The 18780-nt window shown below is 73.2% G+C and carries 15 protein-coding genes; 7 read left to right on the top strand and 8 right to left on the bottom strand.

Going from position 1 to position 18780, the window contains the following annotated elements; translation table 11 throughout:
* Positions 1–66: 66 nt before the first annotated feature.
* Positions 67–684 carry a TetR-like C-terminal domain-containing protein gene (locus ABZ851_RS17185; RefSeq protein ID WP_361127800.1) on the top strand — a complete coding sequence of 206 codons (618 nt, stop codon included), beginning with the start codon at positions 67–69 and terminating at the stop codon, positions 682–684.
* 58 nt (positions 685–742) lie between these two features.
* Here ABZ851_RS17185 and ABZ851_RS17180 read toward each other — a convergent pair whose 3' ends face one another.
* Complete coding sequence (locus tag ABZ851_RS17180; protein WP_361127797.1) at positions 743–2236, bottom strand: CoA transferase; 1494 nt, start codon at positions 2234–2236, stop codon at positions 743–745.
* A 26-nt stretch (positions 2237–2262) separates the two neighbouring features.
* Positions 2263–2790, bottom strand: a complete 528-nt coding sequence (locus tag ABZ851_RS17175) for a DUF2867 domain-containing protein (RefSeq protein WP_361127794.1) — start codon at positions 2788–2790, stop codon at positions 2263–2265.
* A gap of 46 nt (positions 2791–2836) precedes the next feature.
* On the opposite strand from ABZ851_RS17175, the gene ABZ851_RS17170 reads away from it, so the two are divergent.
* The 3 genes from ABZ851_RS17170 (at position 2837) to ABZ851_RS17160 (ending at position 5037) form a co-directional block, all read left to right on the top strand.
* Positions 2837–3439 carry a TetR/AcrR family transcriptional regulator gene (locus tag ABZ851_RS17170; RefSeq protein ID WP_361127791.1) on the top strand — a complete coding sequence of 201 codons (603 nt, stop codon included), beginning with the start codon at positions 2837–2839 and terminating at the stop codon, positions 3437–3439.
* 180 nt (positions 3440–3619) lie between these two features.
* Entirely contained in the window at positions 3620–4807 is a 1188-nt protein-coding gene (locus tag ABZ851_RS17165) for a cytochrome P450 (RefSeq protein ID WP_361127788.1), read from the top strand.
* 35 nt (positions 4808–4842) lie between these two features.
* Positions 4843–5037, top strand: a complete 195-nt coding sequence (locus tag ABZ851_RS17160) for a ferredoxin (RefSeq protein ID WP_336047968.1) — start codon at positions 4843–4845, stop codon at positions 5035–5037.
* 117 nt (positions 5038–5154) lie between these two features.
* Here ABZ851_RS17160 and ABZ851_RS17155 read toward each other — a convergent pair whose 3' ends face one another.
* The 5 genes from ABZ851_RS17155 to ABZ851_RS17135 all read right to left on the bottom strand — a co-directional run bounded on the left by ABZ851_RS17155 (position 5155) and on the right by ABZ851_RS17135 (position 12479).
* The gene (locus ABZ851_RS17155; RefSeq protein ID WP_361127784.1) at positions 5155–6978 is read right to left on the bottom strand and encodes a CocE/NonD family hydrolase; all 1824 of its coding nucleotides are present in this window, start codon (positions 6976–6978) and stop codon (positions 5155–5157) included.
* A 281-nt stretch (positions 6979–7259) separates the two neighbouring features.
* Positions 7260–8192 carry an LD-carboxypeptidase gene (locus ABZ851_RS17150; RefSeq protein ID WP_361127781.1) on the bottom strand — a complete coding sequence of 311 codons (933 nt, stop codon included), beginning with the start codon at positions 8190–8192 and terminating at the stop codon, positions 7260–7262.
* The gene (locus ABZ851_RS17145) at positions 8189–10246 is read right to left on the bottom strand and encodes a prolyl oligopeptidase family serine peptidase (protein ID WP_361127778.1); all 2058 of its coding nucleotides are present in this window, start codon (positions 10244–10246) and stop codon (positions 8189–8191) included. The genes ABZ851_RS17150 and ABZ851_RS17145 overlap by 4 nt, the downstream gene beginning before the upstream one ends.
* Before the next feature lie 42 nt (positions 10247–10288).
* The gene (locus ABZ851_RS17140; RefSeq protein WP_361127775.1) at positions 10289–11653 is read right to left on the bottom strand and encodes a M20/M25/M40 family metallo-hydrolase; all 1365 of its coding nucleotides are present in this window, start codon (positions 11651–11653) and stop codon (positions 10289–10291) included.
* Positions 11646–12479, bottom strand: coding sequence for a M55 family metallopeptidase (locus tag ABZ851_RS17135; RefSeq protein WP_361128233.1), 834 nt, complete (start codon positions 12477–12479; stop codon positions 11646–11648). Before ABZ851_RS17135 ends, ABZ851_RS17140 begins: the two co-directional genes overlap by 8 nt.
* A gap of 379 nt (positions 12480–12858) precedes the next feature.
* On the opposite strand from ABZ851_RS17135, the gene ABZ851_RS17130 reads away from it, so the two are divergent.
* From ABZ851_RS17130 to ABZ851_RS17120, 3 genes are all read left to right on the top strand, one after another.
* Positions 12859–13740: a helix-turn-helix domain-containing protein gene (locus tag ABZ851_RS17130; protein WP_361127772.1), complete on the top strand. Its 882-nt coding sequence runs from the start codon at positions 12859–12861 to the stop codon at positions 13738–13740.
* Between the two features lie 327 nt (positions 13741–14067).
* Entirely contained in the window at positions 14068–14946 is an 879-nt protein-coding gene (locus ABZ851_RS17125) for a serine hydrolase (protein ID WP_361127769.1), read from the top strand.
* A 216-nt stretch (positions 14947–15162) separates the two neighbouring features.
* Positions 15163–16104 carry a class I SAM-dependent methyltransferase gene (locus tag ABZ851_RS17120; RefSeq protein WP_361127766.1) on the top strand — a complete coding sequence of 314 codons (942 nt, stop codon included), beginning with the start codon at positions 15163–15165 and terminating at the stop codon, positions 16102–16104.
* Positions 16105–16151: 47 nt separating this feature from the next.
* On the opposite strand, the gene ABZ851_RS17115 is transcribed toward ABZ851_RS17120, so the two are convergent.
* Positions 16152–18740, bottom strand: coding sequence for an MFS transporter (locus tag ABZ851_RS17115; RefSeq protein ID WP_361127763.1), 2589 nt, complete (start codon positions 18738–18740; stop codon positions 16152–16154).
* Positions 18741–18780: the final 40 nt, after the last annotated feature.

Genomic DNA, 18780 nt, shown 5'->3' with positions numbered 1-18780 from the left:
CGGCGGACCTCCAGTTTCAGAACGCTGTTTCAAAACGACGTTATCAGAGAGGGTAGGCTGCTGGTCGTGGGTAGGCCGAGAACAAACGACGAGGCCGTCAAAGAGCGGCTTGTGGTGTGCGCGACCGAGATGCTCGCCACCCGTCCACGGGAGTCGGTCACGGTCCGCGCCGTGGCCGCTGCTGCCGAGACGTCGACGACGGCGGTGTACTCCTTGTTCGGCGGTAAGGACAGGCTGATCGGTGCGGTGCGCGACAGAGCCGTCGCCGGCCTGTTCCAGGAGCTGTCGGCGCTGCAGACCTCCGCGGACCCCCTCACCGACCTCTACGCGCTGGGCGTCGCGTACCGTCGCTGGGGGCGCGGACACAGCCACCTGTACACGGTGCTGTTCGGTGGTGTGCAGTCCTTCGATCCGTCGGGGGAGGTCGGTGCCGGTGACCCGGTCCGTCCGCTCCTCGCGGCGATCGATCGCGCGTTGGCGGCATCCGTCCTCGACGGCGAAGCCACGTCGATCGCCCTGTCGGTCTGGGCCACCCTGCACGGGCTCGTGACTCTCGAACTGGCCGGGGCCCTCGACGCCGTCACGGCTGAGGCCGCATTCCGATCGGCGATGCACGCCACGTTGCGCGGATGGACGACCCCGGCGGTGTTCCGCAGCCTTCGCCAAGCCGAACTCGCTCCTTGACGGGATCCGGGCCGGTATCCGGACTCCTCGCTGCCCCCGCCTCCGCAGCCACCCGCTCCTACTGCCACACCGGGGCATCCCTGCCGCAGTGGCCGGGCGGGGTGGCCCAGGTGGCCGGGGAGCCGTCGAAGGAGACGGGTGAAAGGGCGTGGCGGAGCCGGCCGAGGGGGCTGTCGGTGTCGCGGAGGTGGTGCGCGGGGTCGTAGGCACCGGCGTCGGGCGTCTCCGGTTGCGGTCCGGGGGCCCCGGGGCCGGGGTGCGGCTCGGCGTCGTCCGCCAGGTCGTGCATCAGCCACCGCGCGGTGCGGGCCAGGGCGAGGGTGGCGAGGAACGAGCCTCCGGTGCGGGACTGTTCGGTCAGTGCGCGGAGCACGGCGGCGGCCAGCAGGTAGCCGGTTCCGTGGTCGAGTGCCTGGGCGGGGAGTGCGCCCGGGGTGCCATGGCGCTGCGCTCCGCCGCTGCTCTCTTTTGCGTCCGCGGATGCCGGGCCCGCGTCCGCTTCGACGGCGGCGATCCCGGTGGCCACCTGCACCACACTGTCGAAGCCGCGTCGGCCGCCCCACGGCCCGTCGTCGCCCCAGGCGGAGATCCGGGCCACCACCAGCCCCGGCCGGCGTGCGGCCAGCGCCTCGGGGGTGAGGCCGAAACGGTCGAGTGCGCCCGGGCGGTAGCCGGTCACCACCACGTCGGCGCGGGAGAGCAGTTCCTCGAAGGAGGCGCGGCCGGCGGCTGAACCGAGGTCGAGCGCGGTGGACCGTTTGCCGAAGCCGGTGTCGCTGTGGGCGTCCTGGCTCTCCGGCAGTTGCGGGGCGTCGATCCGCAGGACATCGGCGCCGAGCAGGGCCAGCGTGCGGGTGGCGACCGGCCCGGCGATCACCCGGGTCAGATCGAGCACCCGCATCCCGGCGGCCGGAAGCGTCGGGGAGCCGGCGGGCGGTGGCAGCGGACGGGCCGGGGCGTCGCCGAGGGGGGCGAGGGCCAGCAGCGGGTGGGCGGCCACGGCGGTGCCCTGCGGGTGGGCGCGCCAGGCCTCGGGGGTGCGGACGGCCACGGCAATTCCGCCCGCGGCACAGACCGTCTCCTCGATCTCCTCGGCCCGGCGGCCGGACAGTCCGGCCTCGACGTCCGCTCCCCCGGCGGTCTCGGGGAGGCCCAGCGCGCGGAGCAACCGGGCGCGGTGGTGCGGATAGTTGGCGTGGGTGCGTACCCAGCCGTCGGCGGTGCGCCAGAAGCGGGAGAGCGGCGCGAAGGACGAGCAGGCGCGGCCGTCGACCCGCAGATGGCGTTCGCTGAGGAAGGCGGTGGCCACCGCGCCGTCATCGACCCGTACGGCGGGCACCGGGCCGCCGTTGCGCCGGGCTGCCAGTTCGGCCGCGGCCAGCGCGCAGACCGCGACCGTGGACCGGGCCAGCGACATGACCGGCAGCCGGGCCGGCAGCAGGCCGGGGGGACCGCCGTACGCGATCCCTTCCGTCAGGGCCGGGTCGCCGCCCAGGGCCGCCCAGGCCAGGTCCGTACCGCTGTGCCGCGCACCCTCATGTCCTCGCCCCATGGCGGCAGTCTGGCACGGGCCCCGGATCACCCCCGCGCCCTCGGCCGCTCCCCCGCGCCCGGTGCGGCGAGCGCCAGCCGGCGGTGGAAACGGCGCAGCACCGTGCGGACCACGAACGGGTGGACACGGCGGACGACGGCGAAGTAGAGGCGGCCGGCCCGGCGGTGGATACGGACCACCGTGCCGAGGGTGACGTGGCCGTCCGCGAGATGGATCGAGGCGCGGAAGTCCAGGTGGCGGGCGTCCTCGCCGAGCAGGATCTCGTGCTCCGTGCGCCCGAGGACACAAAAGCCCGCCCGGCCCAGCATGTCCTGCCAGGCCTCCGGTTCCCGCGGCATGCCGGGGCGCAAGTCCAGCTGCCAGGCGTCCTGGAAGTCCGGGTGCGGGAAGGCGCCGTGCGCCAGGCGGGCCGTGGCGGGGAGGGGGACGGCCCGGGGCCGGTCGCCGAGCAGCCGGTGGAAGGGGCGGAGGCGGGCGGACCGGCCGGGCGAGGTCCCGGCGGTCGTGGCGGGGGCGGGGGCGGTACGGGCACGGACCTTGCGGACGGTACGCACAGGGGCACCTCCATACGGTGGCGTATGTTTCTCCGTACGGTACCGTATGGATATGGCGGCACAGCGAGCGAAGGCACCCCGCGACAGCGGCGCACGGCAGCGGCTGACCGCCGCGGACTGGGCCGATGCCGCCCTCGCGGCCATGGGCGAGGGCGGGCTCGCCGCGGTGGCCGTGGAGCCGCTGGCCGCCCGGCTGGGGGCCACCAAGGGCAGCTTCTACTGGCACTTCAGCAACCGGGACGCGCTGATCGAGGCCGCGCTGGAGCGCTGGGAAGAGATCGGCACGGAGGCCGTGATCACCGAGGTGGCGGCCGAGCCCGACCCCGGCCGGCGGCTGCGGCGCCTGCTCCTGATGGCCGCGAACCGGTCCGCCGCGGACCCGCGGGAGGTCTCCCTGCTGGCGAGCGCCGCGCATCCGCGGGTGGCCGCCGCGCTCGCCCGGGTGACCGCCCGGCGCCTCGGCTATGTCGCCGCGCTCTTCACGGAGCTGGGCTTTCCCGAGGACGAGGCCCGGCACCGCGGCCTGCTCGCCTACACCGCCTTCCTCGGGCACACCCAGCTCGGGCACGCCGTTCCACAGAGCCTGCCGGACGGTGCCGCCCGCGACCGCTATCTGGACGGGGTGATCGAAACCCTCGTACGGCCCTGAACGGAGGTGAAGGTTCCGAAAATGAGCGAACCTGAACGAAAATGGCCGAACTGCGCGTAGACGTGCCCGGTATCCGAGGCATGAGGTGACATCAGCGCGACCAACACGGCGCGCTTCAGCATTGACATCTCACACCCGAGCAGCTCGATGCACTTGAGCTCCTCGTACGGGAGGAATTCCGTGACCGAAGCCATCTCCTACTTTCAGGACCGCACCTGTCCCTACCACCCGCCCGCCGGCTACCAGCCGCTGCGGGAGAGTGGACCGCTGACGCATGTCGCGCTCTACGACGGCCGCACGATATGGGCGGTAACCGGCCACAGCGAGGCACGGGCGCTGCTGACCGACCAGCGGCTCTCCGCCGACCGGCAGAACCCTGCCTTCCCGATGCCGGTCGCGCGCTTCGCGGCGCTCCGCCAGGTCAGGACCCCGCTGATCGGCGTCGACGACCCCGAGCACAACACCCAGCGCCGGATGCTGATCCCCAGCTTCAGCGTGAAGCGGGTCGCCGCGCTGCGGCCGGACATCCACCGGATCGTCGACGGACTGCTCGACCGGATGCTGGCCCAGGGCCCGCCCGCCGAGCTGGTCTCCGCGTTCGCGCTGCCGGTCCCCTCGATGGTGATCTGCTCGCTGCTCGGCGTCCCGTACTCCGACCACGAGTTCTTCGAGGACGCGTCCAGCCGTCTGCTGCGCAGCCCTACGGCCGAGGAGGCGGAGACCGCCCGCACCGAGCTGGAGGAGTACTTCACCGAGCTGATCGCCCACAAGGAGAAGAACCCGGGCGACGGTCTGCTGGACGAGCTGATCGAGGAACGGCTGCGGTCCGGCGACCTCGCCCACGAGGAGCTGGTCCGGCTCGCCATGATCCTGCTGGTGGCCGGCCATGAGACCACCGCCAACATGATCTCGCTCGGCACCTTCACCCTTCTCGAACACCCCGAGCAGCTGGCGCAGCTGAAGGCCGAGGAGGGCCTGATGCCCGCGGCCGTCGAGGAGCTGCTGCGGTTCCTGTCCATCGCGGACGGCATGCTGCGGGTGGCCACGGAGGACATCGAGATCGGCGGACAGGTCATCCGCGCCGACGACGGTGTCCTGTTCCCCACCTCACTGATCAACCGGGACGAGACCGCCTATCCGTCGCCGGACGAGCTGGACCTCGACCGCTCCGCCCGCCACCACGTGGCGTTCGGCTTCGGCATCCACCAGTGCCTGGGGCAGAACCTCGCCCGCGCCGAGATGGACATCGCGCTGCGCTCGCTGTTCACCAGGATCCCGGACCTGCGCCTCGCCGTGCCGGCCGCCGAGATTCCGTTCAAGCCGGGCGACACCCTGCAAGGAATGATCGAACTGCCGCTGGCCTGGTAGCAGCCATGACGGCAGACGAAGGAAAGGGGTCCGGAATGCGGATCACCATCGACACCGACCGCTGTATCGGCGCCGGCCAGTGCGCCCTGACCGCTCCGGGAGTCTTCACCCAGGACGACGACGGTTTCAGCGCCCTGCTGCCCGGCCGTGAGGACGGCGCGGGCGACCCGCTGGTGCGCGAGGCCGCCCGCGCCTGCCCCGTGCAGGCCATCGCGGTCACGGACGACTGAGCCACCACCCCCGCGGACGGCCCGGCTGACGCGCGCGGCTCCCGGCTGACACCCGGCCCGAGGCGCGCCCGGCACCCTCCGCCCTCCAACTTGTCCCTACGGCATCCACCCCATCCGCTACCGCAAGGCCCCTTGAGTGACGGGAAGTTCGAGCACCCCGGTGTCCTCGGGTGCGGAGCTGACCGTCACCGGCTTGATCCCCCGGTTGCCCGCATAGGCGTCGTCGCTCGCGGCGAGGACCAGGCGCAGCCGGTGCCCCGGCTCGAAACGGTGCACGATGCCCGGCAGTTCCACGGTGAACCTCCGGGTCACATCGCCCACCCGGGCCGGGGCCACCAACCGGTGCACCAGCGTCTTCCCGCCGTGCGGCGCGATGTCGTAGAGCTTGACGAAGAGCACCAGCTTGTCCGCCGCGTCCGGGGAGTTCTGCACCCGCTCGGCCCGCGGCGAGGAGACCTTCAGCGTCACTCGGGGCGCGCCCACCACCTCCACCGGCCGGCCGCTCACCGGCCGCGACGTCCAGTCCAGGTAGGTGCCCCTGGCGTCGTAGGGCGCCACGTCGGGCAGGCCGAGCAGCCCGGCCAGTGAACTCTCCGAGTGGCTGGTGGCCGTCGGCAGGTTGCGGTACTCGCGGTTGCCGCGCACGACCTCGCCGCGGCGCCCGACGAGCGTGCCGTCCCCGGAGAGGTACAGCCGCCGGCTGCGGCCCGCCGGGAAGACGGGCGAGGTGGCGTAGGCGGACCCGCCGGTCACCCAGTCCCGGTGGTAGGCGAAGGCCGGGCCGGTGGCGGTGGCCGTCCGATGGCGCAGGTACCGGTCGAACCACGCAAGGATCCGCCGCCCGGCGTAGCTGGTGTCCAGATTGCCCCGCGCCAGGTCGAGTTCGCCCCGCGCCGGCTTCCGCATCCCGCCGCTGTGACCCCAGGCCTGCCAGATCATCTTGACGGGGGTGCCCTGTGCGGCCAGCGTCCGGTAGCTGGCGGTGGCCTCGTTGAGGTTGAACAGGCTGTCGCGCTGGCCCTGGACCAGCAGTGTCGGCGCCTTGACCGAGGCGAGATACGACACCGGGGAGACACTGCGCGCATAAGCGAGCGCGGCCCGGGCCGGCCCGGCGGGATAGCGGCCGGAATCCAGCAGCCGTTTGGTCGCGCAGGCCTGGGCGACGAAGTGCAGACAGCCTGCGCCGCCGGCCCGCGACGGGTCGAGGTTCGGGTGCAGCAGGCCCTGCGCCTCGCCGATCAGAAAGAACCCGCTGGTCCACTGCCACTTGTACGCACCGGGCAGCGGTCCGCCGGCGCCCGGCGTACGGCGGGCATTGTTGGGGTCGAGGGAGTAGGAGAGGTCGTTCCAGGTGATGAGGGGGACCAGCGCGTCGACCCGGTGGTCGACCGCGGCGGTGGCCAGTTGCACCGCCCCGCCGTAGGACCCGCCGATCATGCCGACCCGCGGATCGCCCGGCCCGTCCTTGGCGACAAAGTCGATACGTGTCCCGTCGTCGGCCGTACGGGCACCGGTCAGCAGGTCGACCAGCCCGCTTGCCGCCCGGCCGTCGATCCGGGGGTCGTCCAGGGAGATCGGGCAGCCGGTCTTGCCGAAGCCGAGTCCGGAGTAGGCCAGCGCCACATAGCCGCGGGCGGCGAAGGCCTTGGCCAGGGCGTCGGTCGGGCCGTCCGCCTTGTCGCCGCCGAAGCCGTTGGTGGTCAGCACGGCGGGCACCGGACGGGCCGCGACGGCACCGGCCGGGCGGTAGACATCCGTGTCGAGGGTGCAGTTGCGGTCCCCGGCCCGGACGGTGACCTGCAGCGCGGTGACGGTGTACGGGGCAGCGGCGGCCGCCGCGGGTGCGGGGGCGGTCAGGACGAGCGGGGTGACGAGGGCGCAACCGGCCAGCAGGGCGAGGGACATGCGGAGCAGCGGGCGGCGGGACACGCCTCGGGACATGCCGGGGAACCTGCCTAGGGACACGCTGGGCACGCGGACCTCCACACACGTCGTACCAACCAGTCGGTGGTGGGGCGCTCATGCTGATTCACGGGCAGGGGGGAATCAACGGCCCTGGCGTGCGTCGTCGTTAGGACGTCAGTTCACGTCACACCTCTTGCGACGCCCCCGTCGCACCGCCCCGCCGGGCCGCGCGGTGGCGATATGAGGCAACGCGGCAGGCAGCCGCCCGCGCCCTGCAACGAACGGCCGTGACGATCCATCAGCCTCAAAAGGCCCGTTCAGACGGTCGCCGGCCGCTCGAAGACCAGCGTGCCGGCCGTCGCGTCCAGCTCCGCGGGGACACCCAGGGGCAGGGTCAGCGCACTGTCGCCGTGCCCGAAGCCGAACTCCTCGGCCACCGGCACCCCGAGGCCGCCCAGCCGGTCCCTCAGCACCTCCCGCACCCGGTCGTAGGGACCGCAGCCGGCCCAGGACCCGAGCACGATCCCGGCGACGCCGTCCAGCCAGCCGGCGCGCAGGAGTTGGGTGAGCGCCCGGTCGAGGCGGTACGGCGGCTCCCCGATGTCCTCCAGCAGCAGGAGGCCGCCCGCCGCGCCGCGCCTGGCCCACGGGGTGCCCACCTCGGTGGCGAGCATGGTCAGGCAGCCGCCGAGGGTGACGCCGCGGGCCCGCCCGGGCACCAGGGGCCGGGCGGTCGGCGACGCCAGGGTCCGCACGGTCTCGGGTGCGAACAGCGTGCGCCGCAGATGCTCGCGGGTGGCGTCGTCCTTGAGGAAGACCTCCCCGGCCACGGCCGGTCCGTGCAGGGTGGACACCCCGGCGCGCACCGCGAACGCCTCGTGCAGCACCGTCACATCGCTGAAGCCGACCAGCGGTTTGGGGGCCGCGGCCCGGACGGCGTCCCAGTCCAGCAGATCGACCATCCGCTGGGCGCCGTAGCCGCCCCGCGCCGCGAACACGGCCTTGACGCCGGGGTCGCACCACGCCTCCTGCAGGTCGCGGGCCCGTTCCTCGTCGGCCGCGGCCAGATAGCGCAGGGTCGGATGGGTGTCCCTGGCGTGGGGGGCCGCGACCGGGTCGAGGTCCCAGCCCCGCAGTACGTCCAGCCCGCGGTCCAGCCGCTCCGGGGCGAGGGGGCCGCTGGGTGCCACCACCGCCACCCGGTCGCCGGGCCGCAGCCGTGGCGCACGTACCCGCTCCGCCGCGGTCATCCGCGCAGCTCCAGCACCGGGACATCGCTCCGGGCGAGGCCGAAGGTCTGGGAGTACAGGGAGAGTTCGGCCTCCACCGCGCGCACGATGGTCTCCGCCCGGCGGAAGCCGTGCCCCTCCCCGGCAAAGGCCAGATAGGCGTGCGGGGTACCGCGCCCGGCGACCGCGGCGAGGAACCGTTCGCACTGCACGGGCGGGCAGATCACGTCGTCCAGGCCCTGGAGCAGCAGGAACGGCGCGGCGATACGGTCCGCGCGGTGCAGCGGCGAGCGGTCGCGGTAGCGGTCGGGCACCTCCGCGAGGGGACCGACCAGCGACTCCAGATACTGCGATTCGAAGTCATGGGTCTCGTCGGTGGCCCAGGCGGTCAGGTCCAGGATCGGATAGCTAATAGTGCCGCAGGCGTAGAGGTCGGTGGCGGTCAGGGAGGCGGCGGCGGTCCAGCCGCCGGCGCTGCCGCCGCGGATGGCCAGCCGCGCACGGTCGGCGGTGCCCTCGTCGGCGAGCGCCCGGGCGACGGCGGCGCAGTCCTCCACGTCCACCACGCCCCACTGGCCGCGCAACCGCTCGCGGTACTCCCGGCCGTAGCCGGTCGACCCGCCGTAGTTGACCTCGGCGATGCCGATGCCCCGGGAGGTGAAGTAGGCGATCTCCAGGTCGAGCACCATCGGGGCGTGGCCGGTGGGGCCGCCGTGTGCCCACACCACGAAGGGCGGCAACTCGCCGTCGGGCGCCCGGTGGTCGGGGTTGTGCGGCGGATAGATGTGGGCGTGGATGTCCCGGCCGTCGGGTCCGGTGAAGGTACGGCTCCGTGGCCGCGGGTAGTAGGCCGGGTCCAGGACGTCGGCGTGCCGGCAGGCGATCACCCGGGTGTGTCCGGTGCAGGTGTCCAGCTCGACGATCTCGTACGAGCTGTGCGGGCCCGCGGCGATGCCGAGGACGCGGCTGCCCTGTACGGCGAGGGTGGGCGCCCACTCCGTCCACGGTCCTGCGGAGTCGACGAGTTCGCCGGTCACCGGGTCGAGGATGCCCAGGGTGGTGGAGCCGCGGCCGTGGATCACCGCGACGGTGCCGTTCTCCAGGGGCAGGAACCAGCGCTGCCCGACATTCCACAGCGGCCCGCCGAACTCCTCCTGCCGGGAGGGGCACAGGGCCACCGCGCCGTCGCCCTCCCCGGTCCCCGCCTCCTGCCCCACACCAGGCTCCGCGCCGCCGCCGGGATCGATGCGCTGCAGCTCCCACCAGCCGCTGCGGTCCGAGACGAAGAGCAGCGAGCCGTCCGCCGCCCACTCGATCTGCGCGACGGACTCCCCGGCCGCGCCGCCGCCCGGCGCGCCGGTGCCGAGGTCGCCGACGAGCGTCCGGACGTCCTCGAACTCGCCCTTGCCGGTGACCCGGGCCACCCTCACCAGCGTGCCCTCCCAGGGCATCAGGGGGTGGTCCCAGGTGATCCATGCGGCCCGCCGCCCGTCCGGGGAGATCCGCGGGCCGGTCACGAAGCGGTGCCGGTCATCGCTCAACTCCCGTACCCGGGAGCGGTTTTCGGCGGCGGAGCCATCGAGCGGCACGGCCGCGATCACCCGGCGCACCTCGGTCGGCCGGTCGCCCGTGAACTCCTCCAGCACGCACCACACCTCGCCGAGCTCCGGGCGCAGCACGGGATCGACCCAGCGCAGTCCGCCACCGATGCCGGAGAGCGGGGTGAGCGGGCGCGGGGCGTCGCCGCCGTCCGGTGTGCAGACGTACAGCCGCTGGTCGGCGAAGTTGCTGAAGACGACGAGCGGTCCGTGCTCGGTGACCGTGCCGGCCCAGGGCTGGCCGCCGTACTCCAGCACCCGGCTGCGGACGTTCCAGGGCGCGGGCAGCACCGACTCCTCGGTGCCGTCCGGCCGCCGGCGGACCAGCGCCCGCCGGCCGCCCTCCGCGGGCCGCGGCTCCGTCCACCACACCTCGTCGCCGACCACGCCGACGAAAGCGGGCCGGCCGTCGTGCGCGGCGACCGCCCGGGCGTCTATCGGGGACGTCCAGCCGCCGTACGGAGCCGTGGTCACCATGTGCAGTTCCTCTCCTCCACCGGCCGGGCGTGCTCCGGCCGGTCAGACCGTGCGCAGGAAGTGATCGAGCACCCGGACGCCGAAGTGCAGCCCCTCGACCGGCACCCGCTCGTCCACGCCGTGGAAGAGCGCCTGGTAGTCGAACCCCTCGGGCAGTTTGAGCGGCGAGAAACCATAGCCGGTGATGCCCAGCCGGGAGAACTGCTTGGCGTCCGTGCCGCCGGACATGCAGTACGGCACGACATGGCCGCCCGGGTCGAAGCGCTCGATCGCGGCCCGCATCGCGGCATACGCCGGGGAGTCGACCGGGGCCTGCAGGGCGACCTCGCGATGGTCGTAGTCCCAGCTCACCCCGGGTCCCGTGAGCTCGTCCAGGGCCGCTTGGAACTCCGCTTCTCCCCCGGGGAGCACCCGGCCGTCCACGTGGGCGACGGCCGATCCCGGGATCACATTGACCTTGTAACCGGCGGACAGCATCGTCGGATTGGCGCTGTTGCGGACGGTCGGCTCGACCAGCTTGGCGGCCGCGCCGAGCCGGCCGAGCAGCGCATCGACGTCGAAGTCCGGCGCTTCGATGTCCACGTCGAGGGCGTACAGCTCGGCGAGCCTGCCGAGCGCGGCCCGCACGGTCGGGGTGAGCCGGACCGGCCACTCGTGCGCGCCGATCCGGGCCACGGCGGCGGCCAGCCTGCTGACCGCGTTGTCGCGGTTGACCTTGGAGCCGTGCCCCGCCCGGCCCCGGGCGGTCAGCTTCAGCCAGGCGGTGCCGCGCTCCCCCGCCGCGACCGGGTACAGCCGCATCCCGTGGTCCGCGTGGAAGGTGAAGGCCCCGGACTCGCTGATGCCCTCGGTGCAGCCCTCGAAAAGCCCGGCGTGCCGGTCGGCCAGGAAGCCGGAGCCGTCCTCGGCGCTGGCCTCCTCGTCGGCGGTGAAGGCCAGCACGATGTCGCGCCGCGGCCGCACTCCGCCGCGGGCCCACTCCCGTACGACGGCGAGCACCATCGCGTCCATGTTCTTCATGTCGATGGCGCCCCGGCCCCAGACCACACCGTCGCGGACCTCCCCGGAAAAGGGGTGCACGCTCCAGTCGGCAGGCTCGGCGGGGACCACGTCCAGATGGCCGTGCACCAGCAGGGCGTCGGCACCGGGGTCGGTGCCCTCGATGCGGGCGACCACATTCGTACGGCCCTTGCGGCGCTCCAGCAGTGTCGGCGTCAGCCCGGCCCCGGCCAGCCGCTCGGCGACGTACTCGGCGGCCGGCCGCTCCCGGCAGGCGCCGTCGCCGGCGTTGCCGGTATCGATCCGGATCAGCTCGGAGGTGAACCGCACCACCTCGTCGAGCGCCTGCTGACCGACGCCGCCGGCCCGCCCGGCCGCCGGCTCCCCGGCCCTCTCCCGCTCAGCCATATTGCTCCTCCACAGCGGACGACACGACGGTGGTCACGGCCTTGAAGCACCGGATCCCCTCGTACATGTCCCCACTGGTATACGCAACGCGGCGCTCTCCCGTTCGCTCCACGCCGGGAACGCAGGTCGCCGCGCCCACCAGATGCTCGGCGTCGAACTCCATCTCGACCCGGAACGGCCCGCGGCGGGAGGGTTCGTGACGCACCGCCAGCCCCGCTCCCTTGCGGGCCGCGGCCCGGATCTCGGCCGCCGTGCGGGCCGGCGGCCGGCACACCGCCGCGTAGCGCGACACATAGTCCTTGACCGCCACGGCGGGCGCCTGCGGGGCGTAGCCCAGCGCGTCCTGGCAGGTGCGGTCGTCGCCGGTGACCAGCACCACCGGCACGCCGTACCCGGCGACCACAAGGGAGTTCAGGTAGCCCTCGCTCGCCCGGGTGCCGTCGACCCAGACGCCGGTGAGGGTGTTGGCGAGGTAGGTGTGCGCGAGGACGCCTTCGGTGCCCGCTCCGGTGTGGTAGCCGACGAAGGCGATGCCGTCGACGTCGCCGTGCTGCACGCCTTCGACCATGCTGAGCGATTTGTGCCGCCCGGTGAGCATCTGCGCCCGCTCGTCGAGCTGTTCCAGCAGCAGATTGCGCATGGTCCAGTGCGCCTCGTTGACCAGCACGTCATCGGCCCCGCCGTCGAAGAATCCGGCGATCGCCGCATTCACGTCGGACGTGAACAGATGGCGGCAGCGCTCCCATTGAGGAGTGCCGGGCAGCACATCGGCGGGCCAGGTCACGCCCGTGGCGCCCTCCATGTCCGCGGAGATGAGGATCTTCACATGCACCAGTCCTATCGCAGCTAGGAGGCGGTCCGCAGGATTCCCGACATCACTTGTTCACAGCACGTTCGGAGGGCCCGAACAGCGCCCCCAGCCTAACCAGGACCTCCGGGCTGACGCCCCGTCCAGGAGCCGCCGGTGCGGCCCCGTTGGCGTGAGCATCACGTTTTCTTCGCTGCTGCACCACGATTCCTTCCAACCGGAACCTGGGGGTACGCTCTTGTGGCACCGCATCTCAGGCAGTTTCTGTCGCAAAGTGGAAGGGCTTCCGACGGATTCCGAAAGGGCATCCGAACGAGTTCTGTCAGCTGCCGACGGCACGTGCCAGGTGAGGTAGAACAGGCTGGACCAGCTTCGAACGCGATGAAACAGAGGCAAAATGGTGAGCGAAGCCCTCAACGACGCCTTACCGCAACGCGGCATCCGGGCCGACAGCGAAGACGACCAACTCGCGATCCTGACCGAACTGATCGCGCAAACACTTTGCGATCGCAACCCTGGCTTCCGGGAACTCATCGAGCGCGGCGGTCACCAGCAGGTCACCCGTCTGATCGAGGAGGTGCTACGACGCGGCCGGCCGCTGCCCGACAAGGTGCGCGCCGTCATGCTGCGCACCGACACCGACATCCATCTCGTGGCGTCCGCACTGGGCGACTGTCTGGTCAGCGCGCCCAAGGAGGCGCCGGGCCTGCTGATCCCCGCCCAGCTCGCCGACGGCAGGAGCGGCAGGGCGAGGCTGAAGGGCGTACTGCGGCACCGTGCCGCCGTGGTCGGCCATGCGGTGCCGGCACACGAGGCCGCCGCGTCCGTACGCTCCGCATCCCGGCTGCTGGACCTGGCATCCCCGCACGACGGCCCCGAGGCCGGCGTGGTGTTCGTCGACGACCACCTCTCGTCCCTCCTGCTCCTCCAGGACGAGTCGTTGTCCCGCACCCTGATCGCCCGCCATCTGAGCCCGCTGGCGGGACTGACGCCGGAGCGGTGCGAGCGACTGGAGGCCACCCTGCTGGCCTGGCTCGGCGGCATGGGGGCTCCCGAGGTGGCCAAGGCGCTCAGCATCCACCCGCAGACGGTGCGCTACCGGATGCGCCAGCTGGAGAAGCTGTTCGGGGCCGGCCTTCGCGACCCACGGACCCGCTTCGAGATCGAGATGGCGCTCCGCAGCCGCCAGCTGATGTCCGGCGTACGACGGCGGCGCGCGGCCGCCACCCGCCGCCCACGCGCCGCCGCCAAGCCCCGCAGGGCCCTGCCCCGCCCCTAGAAGCCCGCCCGCGCCCACCGACACCGGAACCCAGGACAGGGCCGGGACGCACACCCAGGACGCACCCAGGAGGTACCCACCCCACAAGCCCACGCACCCCGACCCGCCGCCCGATTTGTCGAAAATCACACCACGACGCGCAAGCCAAATTTGGACATACCACCCCATTTCCCCAGGGTGTCCAGACCCCCGCCACGTATCGTCACTGTGACTCCTCCACCGGGACCCCGGCCGCAGCGCGGCCGCAGCGGGCCGGTGCACCGTCGGTCACCCGAGGCCGGCCACCCGGTAGCGGGCCTCCGATACACAGCGGGACAGGACACCACCTTGAAGCACGGATCACGCATAGCGACCCGCACGCGCCGTGGGCTGGCCGCGGCCGTGGCCGCCGGAGCGCTGCTCACGGCGCTCACCACGGCGACCTCGGCCTCGGCCAGCACCTCCAGCACGCCGGTGGGCGACTCCCGGGTCGTGTGTACCTCCAAGAAGCCGGGCCTGGCGCCCGCCCTGTCCCAGGACATCGCCGACGCCCTCAACGGGCGCAAGGGCGCCTCGGCGCTGGCGATCTACGACCGGCCCACCCGCACCCGCTGTGAGTTCAAGGCCGGCAGCCACTTCGACTCGGCGAGTGTGGTGAAGGTCACCGTGCTCGGTGCCCTGCTGCGACAGAGCCAGGAGGCGCACCGCAAGCTGACCCCGCACGAGGTCAAGCAGACCACCGCCATGATCACCAAGTCGGACAACGCCGCGACCTCGGCGCTCTGGCACCAGATCGGCCCGGCCGGTATCAAGCACTTCCTGTCCCTGGCCGGCATGGGGCACACCGTCCCCGGCGCGGGCAAGGCCTGGGGCCTCACCCAGGTCACCGCCGCCGACCAGCTCACCCTGATGCAGCTGCTCACCACGGACAACGCGGTGCTCACCCCGCCCTCCCGCGGCTATGCGCTCGACCTGATGCACCGGGTCGAGCGCGACCAGCGCTGGGGAGTGCCCGCCGGCGCCCCCGCCACGGCCTCCGTCCACGTCAAGAACGGCTGGCTGCCGCGCGACACCGGCGGCTGGCGGGTCAACAGCGTCGGCTCCTTCACCGGCGGCGGCCACGACTACGGCATGGCCGTCCTCTCCACCGGAAGCCGCACCATGGACTACGGGGTGGACACCGTCGAGGGCGCCGCCCGGGTCATCCACCGCGATCTGGCGCACTGAGTCTTCACGGGCCGGCGGCCAACTCCTCTCCGGCACCGGGGAACACCGCCGCATTCCGCGGTACGACTAAGCACTCCCGGGAGTGACCGGTCCCCCGAACGGCCCCCTGGGGGGCGGCAGCGGCGGTATCAACGCCACATCGGGGCAGTGCGTCCGGTGGGCCGAGAGGTGTCGCGCCGCCGGATGGCCGCCACACCGCACGCTGGGAGGAACTCGGTGCCAGTCCGTGTCACGGCAGACCTCAGGGGAGTTCCCGAAACGGCGTTGTGGACGCTCTACCACCGCGCTGCCGAGGCCGCCCGCCCGGACACGGTGCTGCCCGATCCACGCGCCGTACGACTCCGCACCGAAATCGGCTTCCCCTTCGCGGAGCGGCTGGGCACCGTCCGGCCGTGGCTGGCGCAGGCCATCGCCCTCCGGGCCCTCGCATTCGACGGCGTCGTGCGTGCCTTCCTCGCCGCCCGCCCCGAGGGCACCGTGATCGCACTCGGCGAGGGGCTGGAGACCCAGTTCTGGCGGGTCGACAACGGCCGGGCCCGCTGGGTGACCGTCGACCTCCCCGAACCGCTGGCGCTGCGCAGGAGCGTACTGCCGCACGGAGCACGGCAGCGGCTCGTCGCCTGCGACATCCGCGAGCGCCGGTGGATGGCGGGGATCGACGCCGCACGCGGGGTGTTGGTGACCGCGCAGGGCGTGCTGATGTATCTGCGGCCCGCTGAGGTGACCCGGCTGATCGCCGACTGCGCCGAGGCGTTCCCCAGTGGCGCGATGGTGTTCGACACCGTCTCACGGCGCTTCAGCGCCCACACCCGCGCCGGTGCCAAGGGGCCCGGCGGCCATCGTCTGCCCTCGATGCCCTGGGGCATGGACGCGGCCGGACGGGACCAACTGCGCGCCGCCCACCCGGCCGTCGGCGAAGTGGCAGACGTCCCGCTGCCCGCCGGCCGTGGGTTCCTCGGCCATCTCGCGCCGCGCGCCGCGGCCGTGCCCCTGCTGCGCGGGGACCGCCCGCTGATCACGCGGCTGCGTTTCGGTGCGGCGCCGCCGGGTTCCGGTGCGGCAGCGCCGAATTCCGGTGCGGCGCTGCCGAGTTCCGCTGCGGCGCTGCCGCATTCCCGTCCGGTGCTGCCCCATCCCCGTACGGCTCCGCCGGGCTGACCGTGCGCCCCTTGTCGTCCGCCTCGGGCCGGGCCGTTGCGCAGCGCTCAGTCCTCGTGCCCCAGTTGGAGGTCGCGCTCGGTGCGGCCGCCGCCCGCCATCCGCAGGACGGTGGCCACCGGCGGGTATCCGGCGGCGATGACGGTGTACTCGCCGGCCGAGAGATCCACGAAGCGGAACAGCCCGTCGGAGCCGGTGGTCGCGGTGTCGACGACATTGCCGGCGGCGTCCAGGAGGGTGACCCTGGCGTCCTCGACCGGGCGGCCGCCGCCGGCCCGTACGGTCCCGCGCAGCACCGCGCCGCCGGCCAGCTCGATGTCCTGGCGGGTCTCCCGCGACGCCTGCACGGTCACCGGCAGCGCGGCGGGGCGGAACGCCGGCGCGCTGGAGGCGAGGGTGTACTCGCCGGCCACCAACTCGCCGATGACATAGCCGCCTTCGCGCCCACTGCGGGTGGTGGCGACGACCTCGCCGCGGACATCGGTGAGGGTGACCATGGCCTCGCGTACGGGTGTGCCGTCGGCGGTGGTGACGGTGCCCGCGAGGCGCCCCGCGCCGCCGAGCACGACGTCCAGTTCGACCGGCCGCTCGCCGACGGTGACGGTGACGGCCTGCGGCTGGTGCCCGCCCGCCGCCGCGATCAGCACATACGAGCCGGCCCCCGGGGTGCTCAGGGCGTACCGCCCGTCGTCGCCGGTCGCACCGCGGCCGACCTGGCGGCCGGCGACATCGATGAGGGTGAGCGCGGCACGCGGCACGATGCTGCCGTCGTGGTGCTGGACCGTGCCGCACACCGGGACACCGGCCGTGACGGGGGGCGCTCCGGTGCTGCCGTAGCCGTGCGTCCGGGGGTAAGTCGTGCTGCCGTCGGGGGTGTGGGGGGCTGCCGCGTCGGTCGTGGAACGGGCCGGGGGCACGGCGGCGGGGTCGGCCGGATCGCCGTACGAGGCATGCGGGGCGTGCGGGGCGGCGTGCGGGGTCGGGGAGGTCTGCGGGGCAGGAGAGGCGTGGGACACCAGGGGTTTCTCTTTCAGGAAGAAGGCGAGCACAAGGCCCAGGACGAGCACCGGCACGAGAGAGAAGAAGATCCCCGGCATGGCATGCGCATACGCGGCGACGGCGCTGTCGCGCAGCGAGGCGGGCAGGGCGCGCACCAGGTGCGGGGTGACCGACTCCGGGGCGGGCAGCCGTGCCGGCGTCGGCGGCCGGTCGCCGAGCCGGCGGGCCAGCCGGTCGGCCAAGAAGGCGCCGAAGAGGGCCGCTCCGATGCTGCCGCCGAGTTGCCGGAAGTAGTGGGGGGCGCCGGTCGTGGTGCCGGGGCCGGCGGCCCGTACGGAGTTCCGCACGGCGAGCGCCAGCACCGGCAGCACGAGGCCGATGCCGAGTCCGAGGAGGCCCGCCCAGAGGCTGCAGACCTCGCGCGGAGCGTGCTGCGGCATCCGCGACAGCAACCACATCCCCGCTCCGGCCAGCGCACATCCCAGGACGGGGAACGTTCTGAAGTGGCCGGTGCGGCTGATGAGCCGGCCGGAGACGAGACAGCTGAGGGCGAGGCCGCCCGTCACGGGCAGCATCAGCAGCCCGGACTCGGTGGACGTGACCCCGCCGGCCCTCTGCAGGAAGGCCGGCAGATAGCCGACCGCGCCGAAGAGCGCGAGGCCGATGACGGCGCCGGTCAGGCCGGTGACGTGGAAGACCGCGTCGCGGAACAGCCGCAGCGGGACCAGCGGTTCGGCGACGACGTGCTCGACGGCGAGGAACAGCACGGCGCAGCCGAGCGCACCGGCACCGAGCCCCAGGATGACCCGCGAGTTCCAGGCGTACTCCGTACCGCCCCAACTGCTCAGCAGGACCAGGCAGGTGGCGAACGCGGCGAGCAGCAGCGCTCCGGCGATGTCCGGCCGGGCGCGGCGCACCGGCCGCGGCAGCTTCAGGCCGACGGCGAGGACGAGGAGCGACAGCACACCGAAGGGGACGTTGAGCAAGAAGCACCAGCGCCAGGAGGCGTGGTCGGTGCAGAGGCCGCCGATCAGCGGGCCGGCCACGGAGGCGAGCCCGTAGGCGGCACCGGTCAGGCCCATGGCGCGGCCGCGGGCCCGCGGCGGTACGACAGCGGCGATGACCGCCGGTACGCCGATGAGCAGCCCGCCGCCGCCGGCACCCTGGACAGCGCGGAAGGCGATCAGTTCGTCCATCGTCCGCGACCAGCCGGACAGCGCCGAGCCGGCGGTGAAGACGAGGAGGGCGAAGAGGAGGACGGGCTTGCGGCCGAAGAGGTCACCGAGCTTGCCGTGGAGGGGCAGGCCGAGGGCCGCGGCGAGGAGGTAGGACGTCACCGCCCAGGACATGGTGTCCGGGCCGTGCGGTTCCCCGAGACCACCGGCGATCTCCGGGAGCGCGGAGGCGACGATGGTCTGGCCGAGGGCCGCGAGCAGCAGCGCCGGCAGCAGGGCGAGGACGACCAGGCGGACGCGGCGGGGGCCGGCCGGTGCCCTCGCCCCGGGAGCGGGCTCCTCCGGCCTGTCGAGCCGGTCGGTTTCTTCGGTGGCGCTGTCGTGCGCGGCCGGGGCCGTGGTCATGCCGAAGACGGGCGGACCGCTCCGCCCGGCCCGCTCACTCAGGGTGGTCCCGCCCACGTGCTGCTCCCCTCGTCACGCCTGTTGCCGCCCAATTTCT

The organism is Streptomyces sp. NPDC047049 (genome assembly GCF_040643995.1).
Lineage (GTDB): Bacteria > Actinomycetota > Actinomycetes > Streptomycetales > Streptomycetaceae > Streptomyces > Streptomyces mooreae.
The sequence above is the reverse complement of the archived record's forward strand: the minus strand, read 5'-3'. Positions and strand labels throughout refer to the sequence as shown.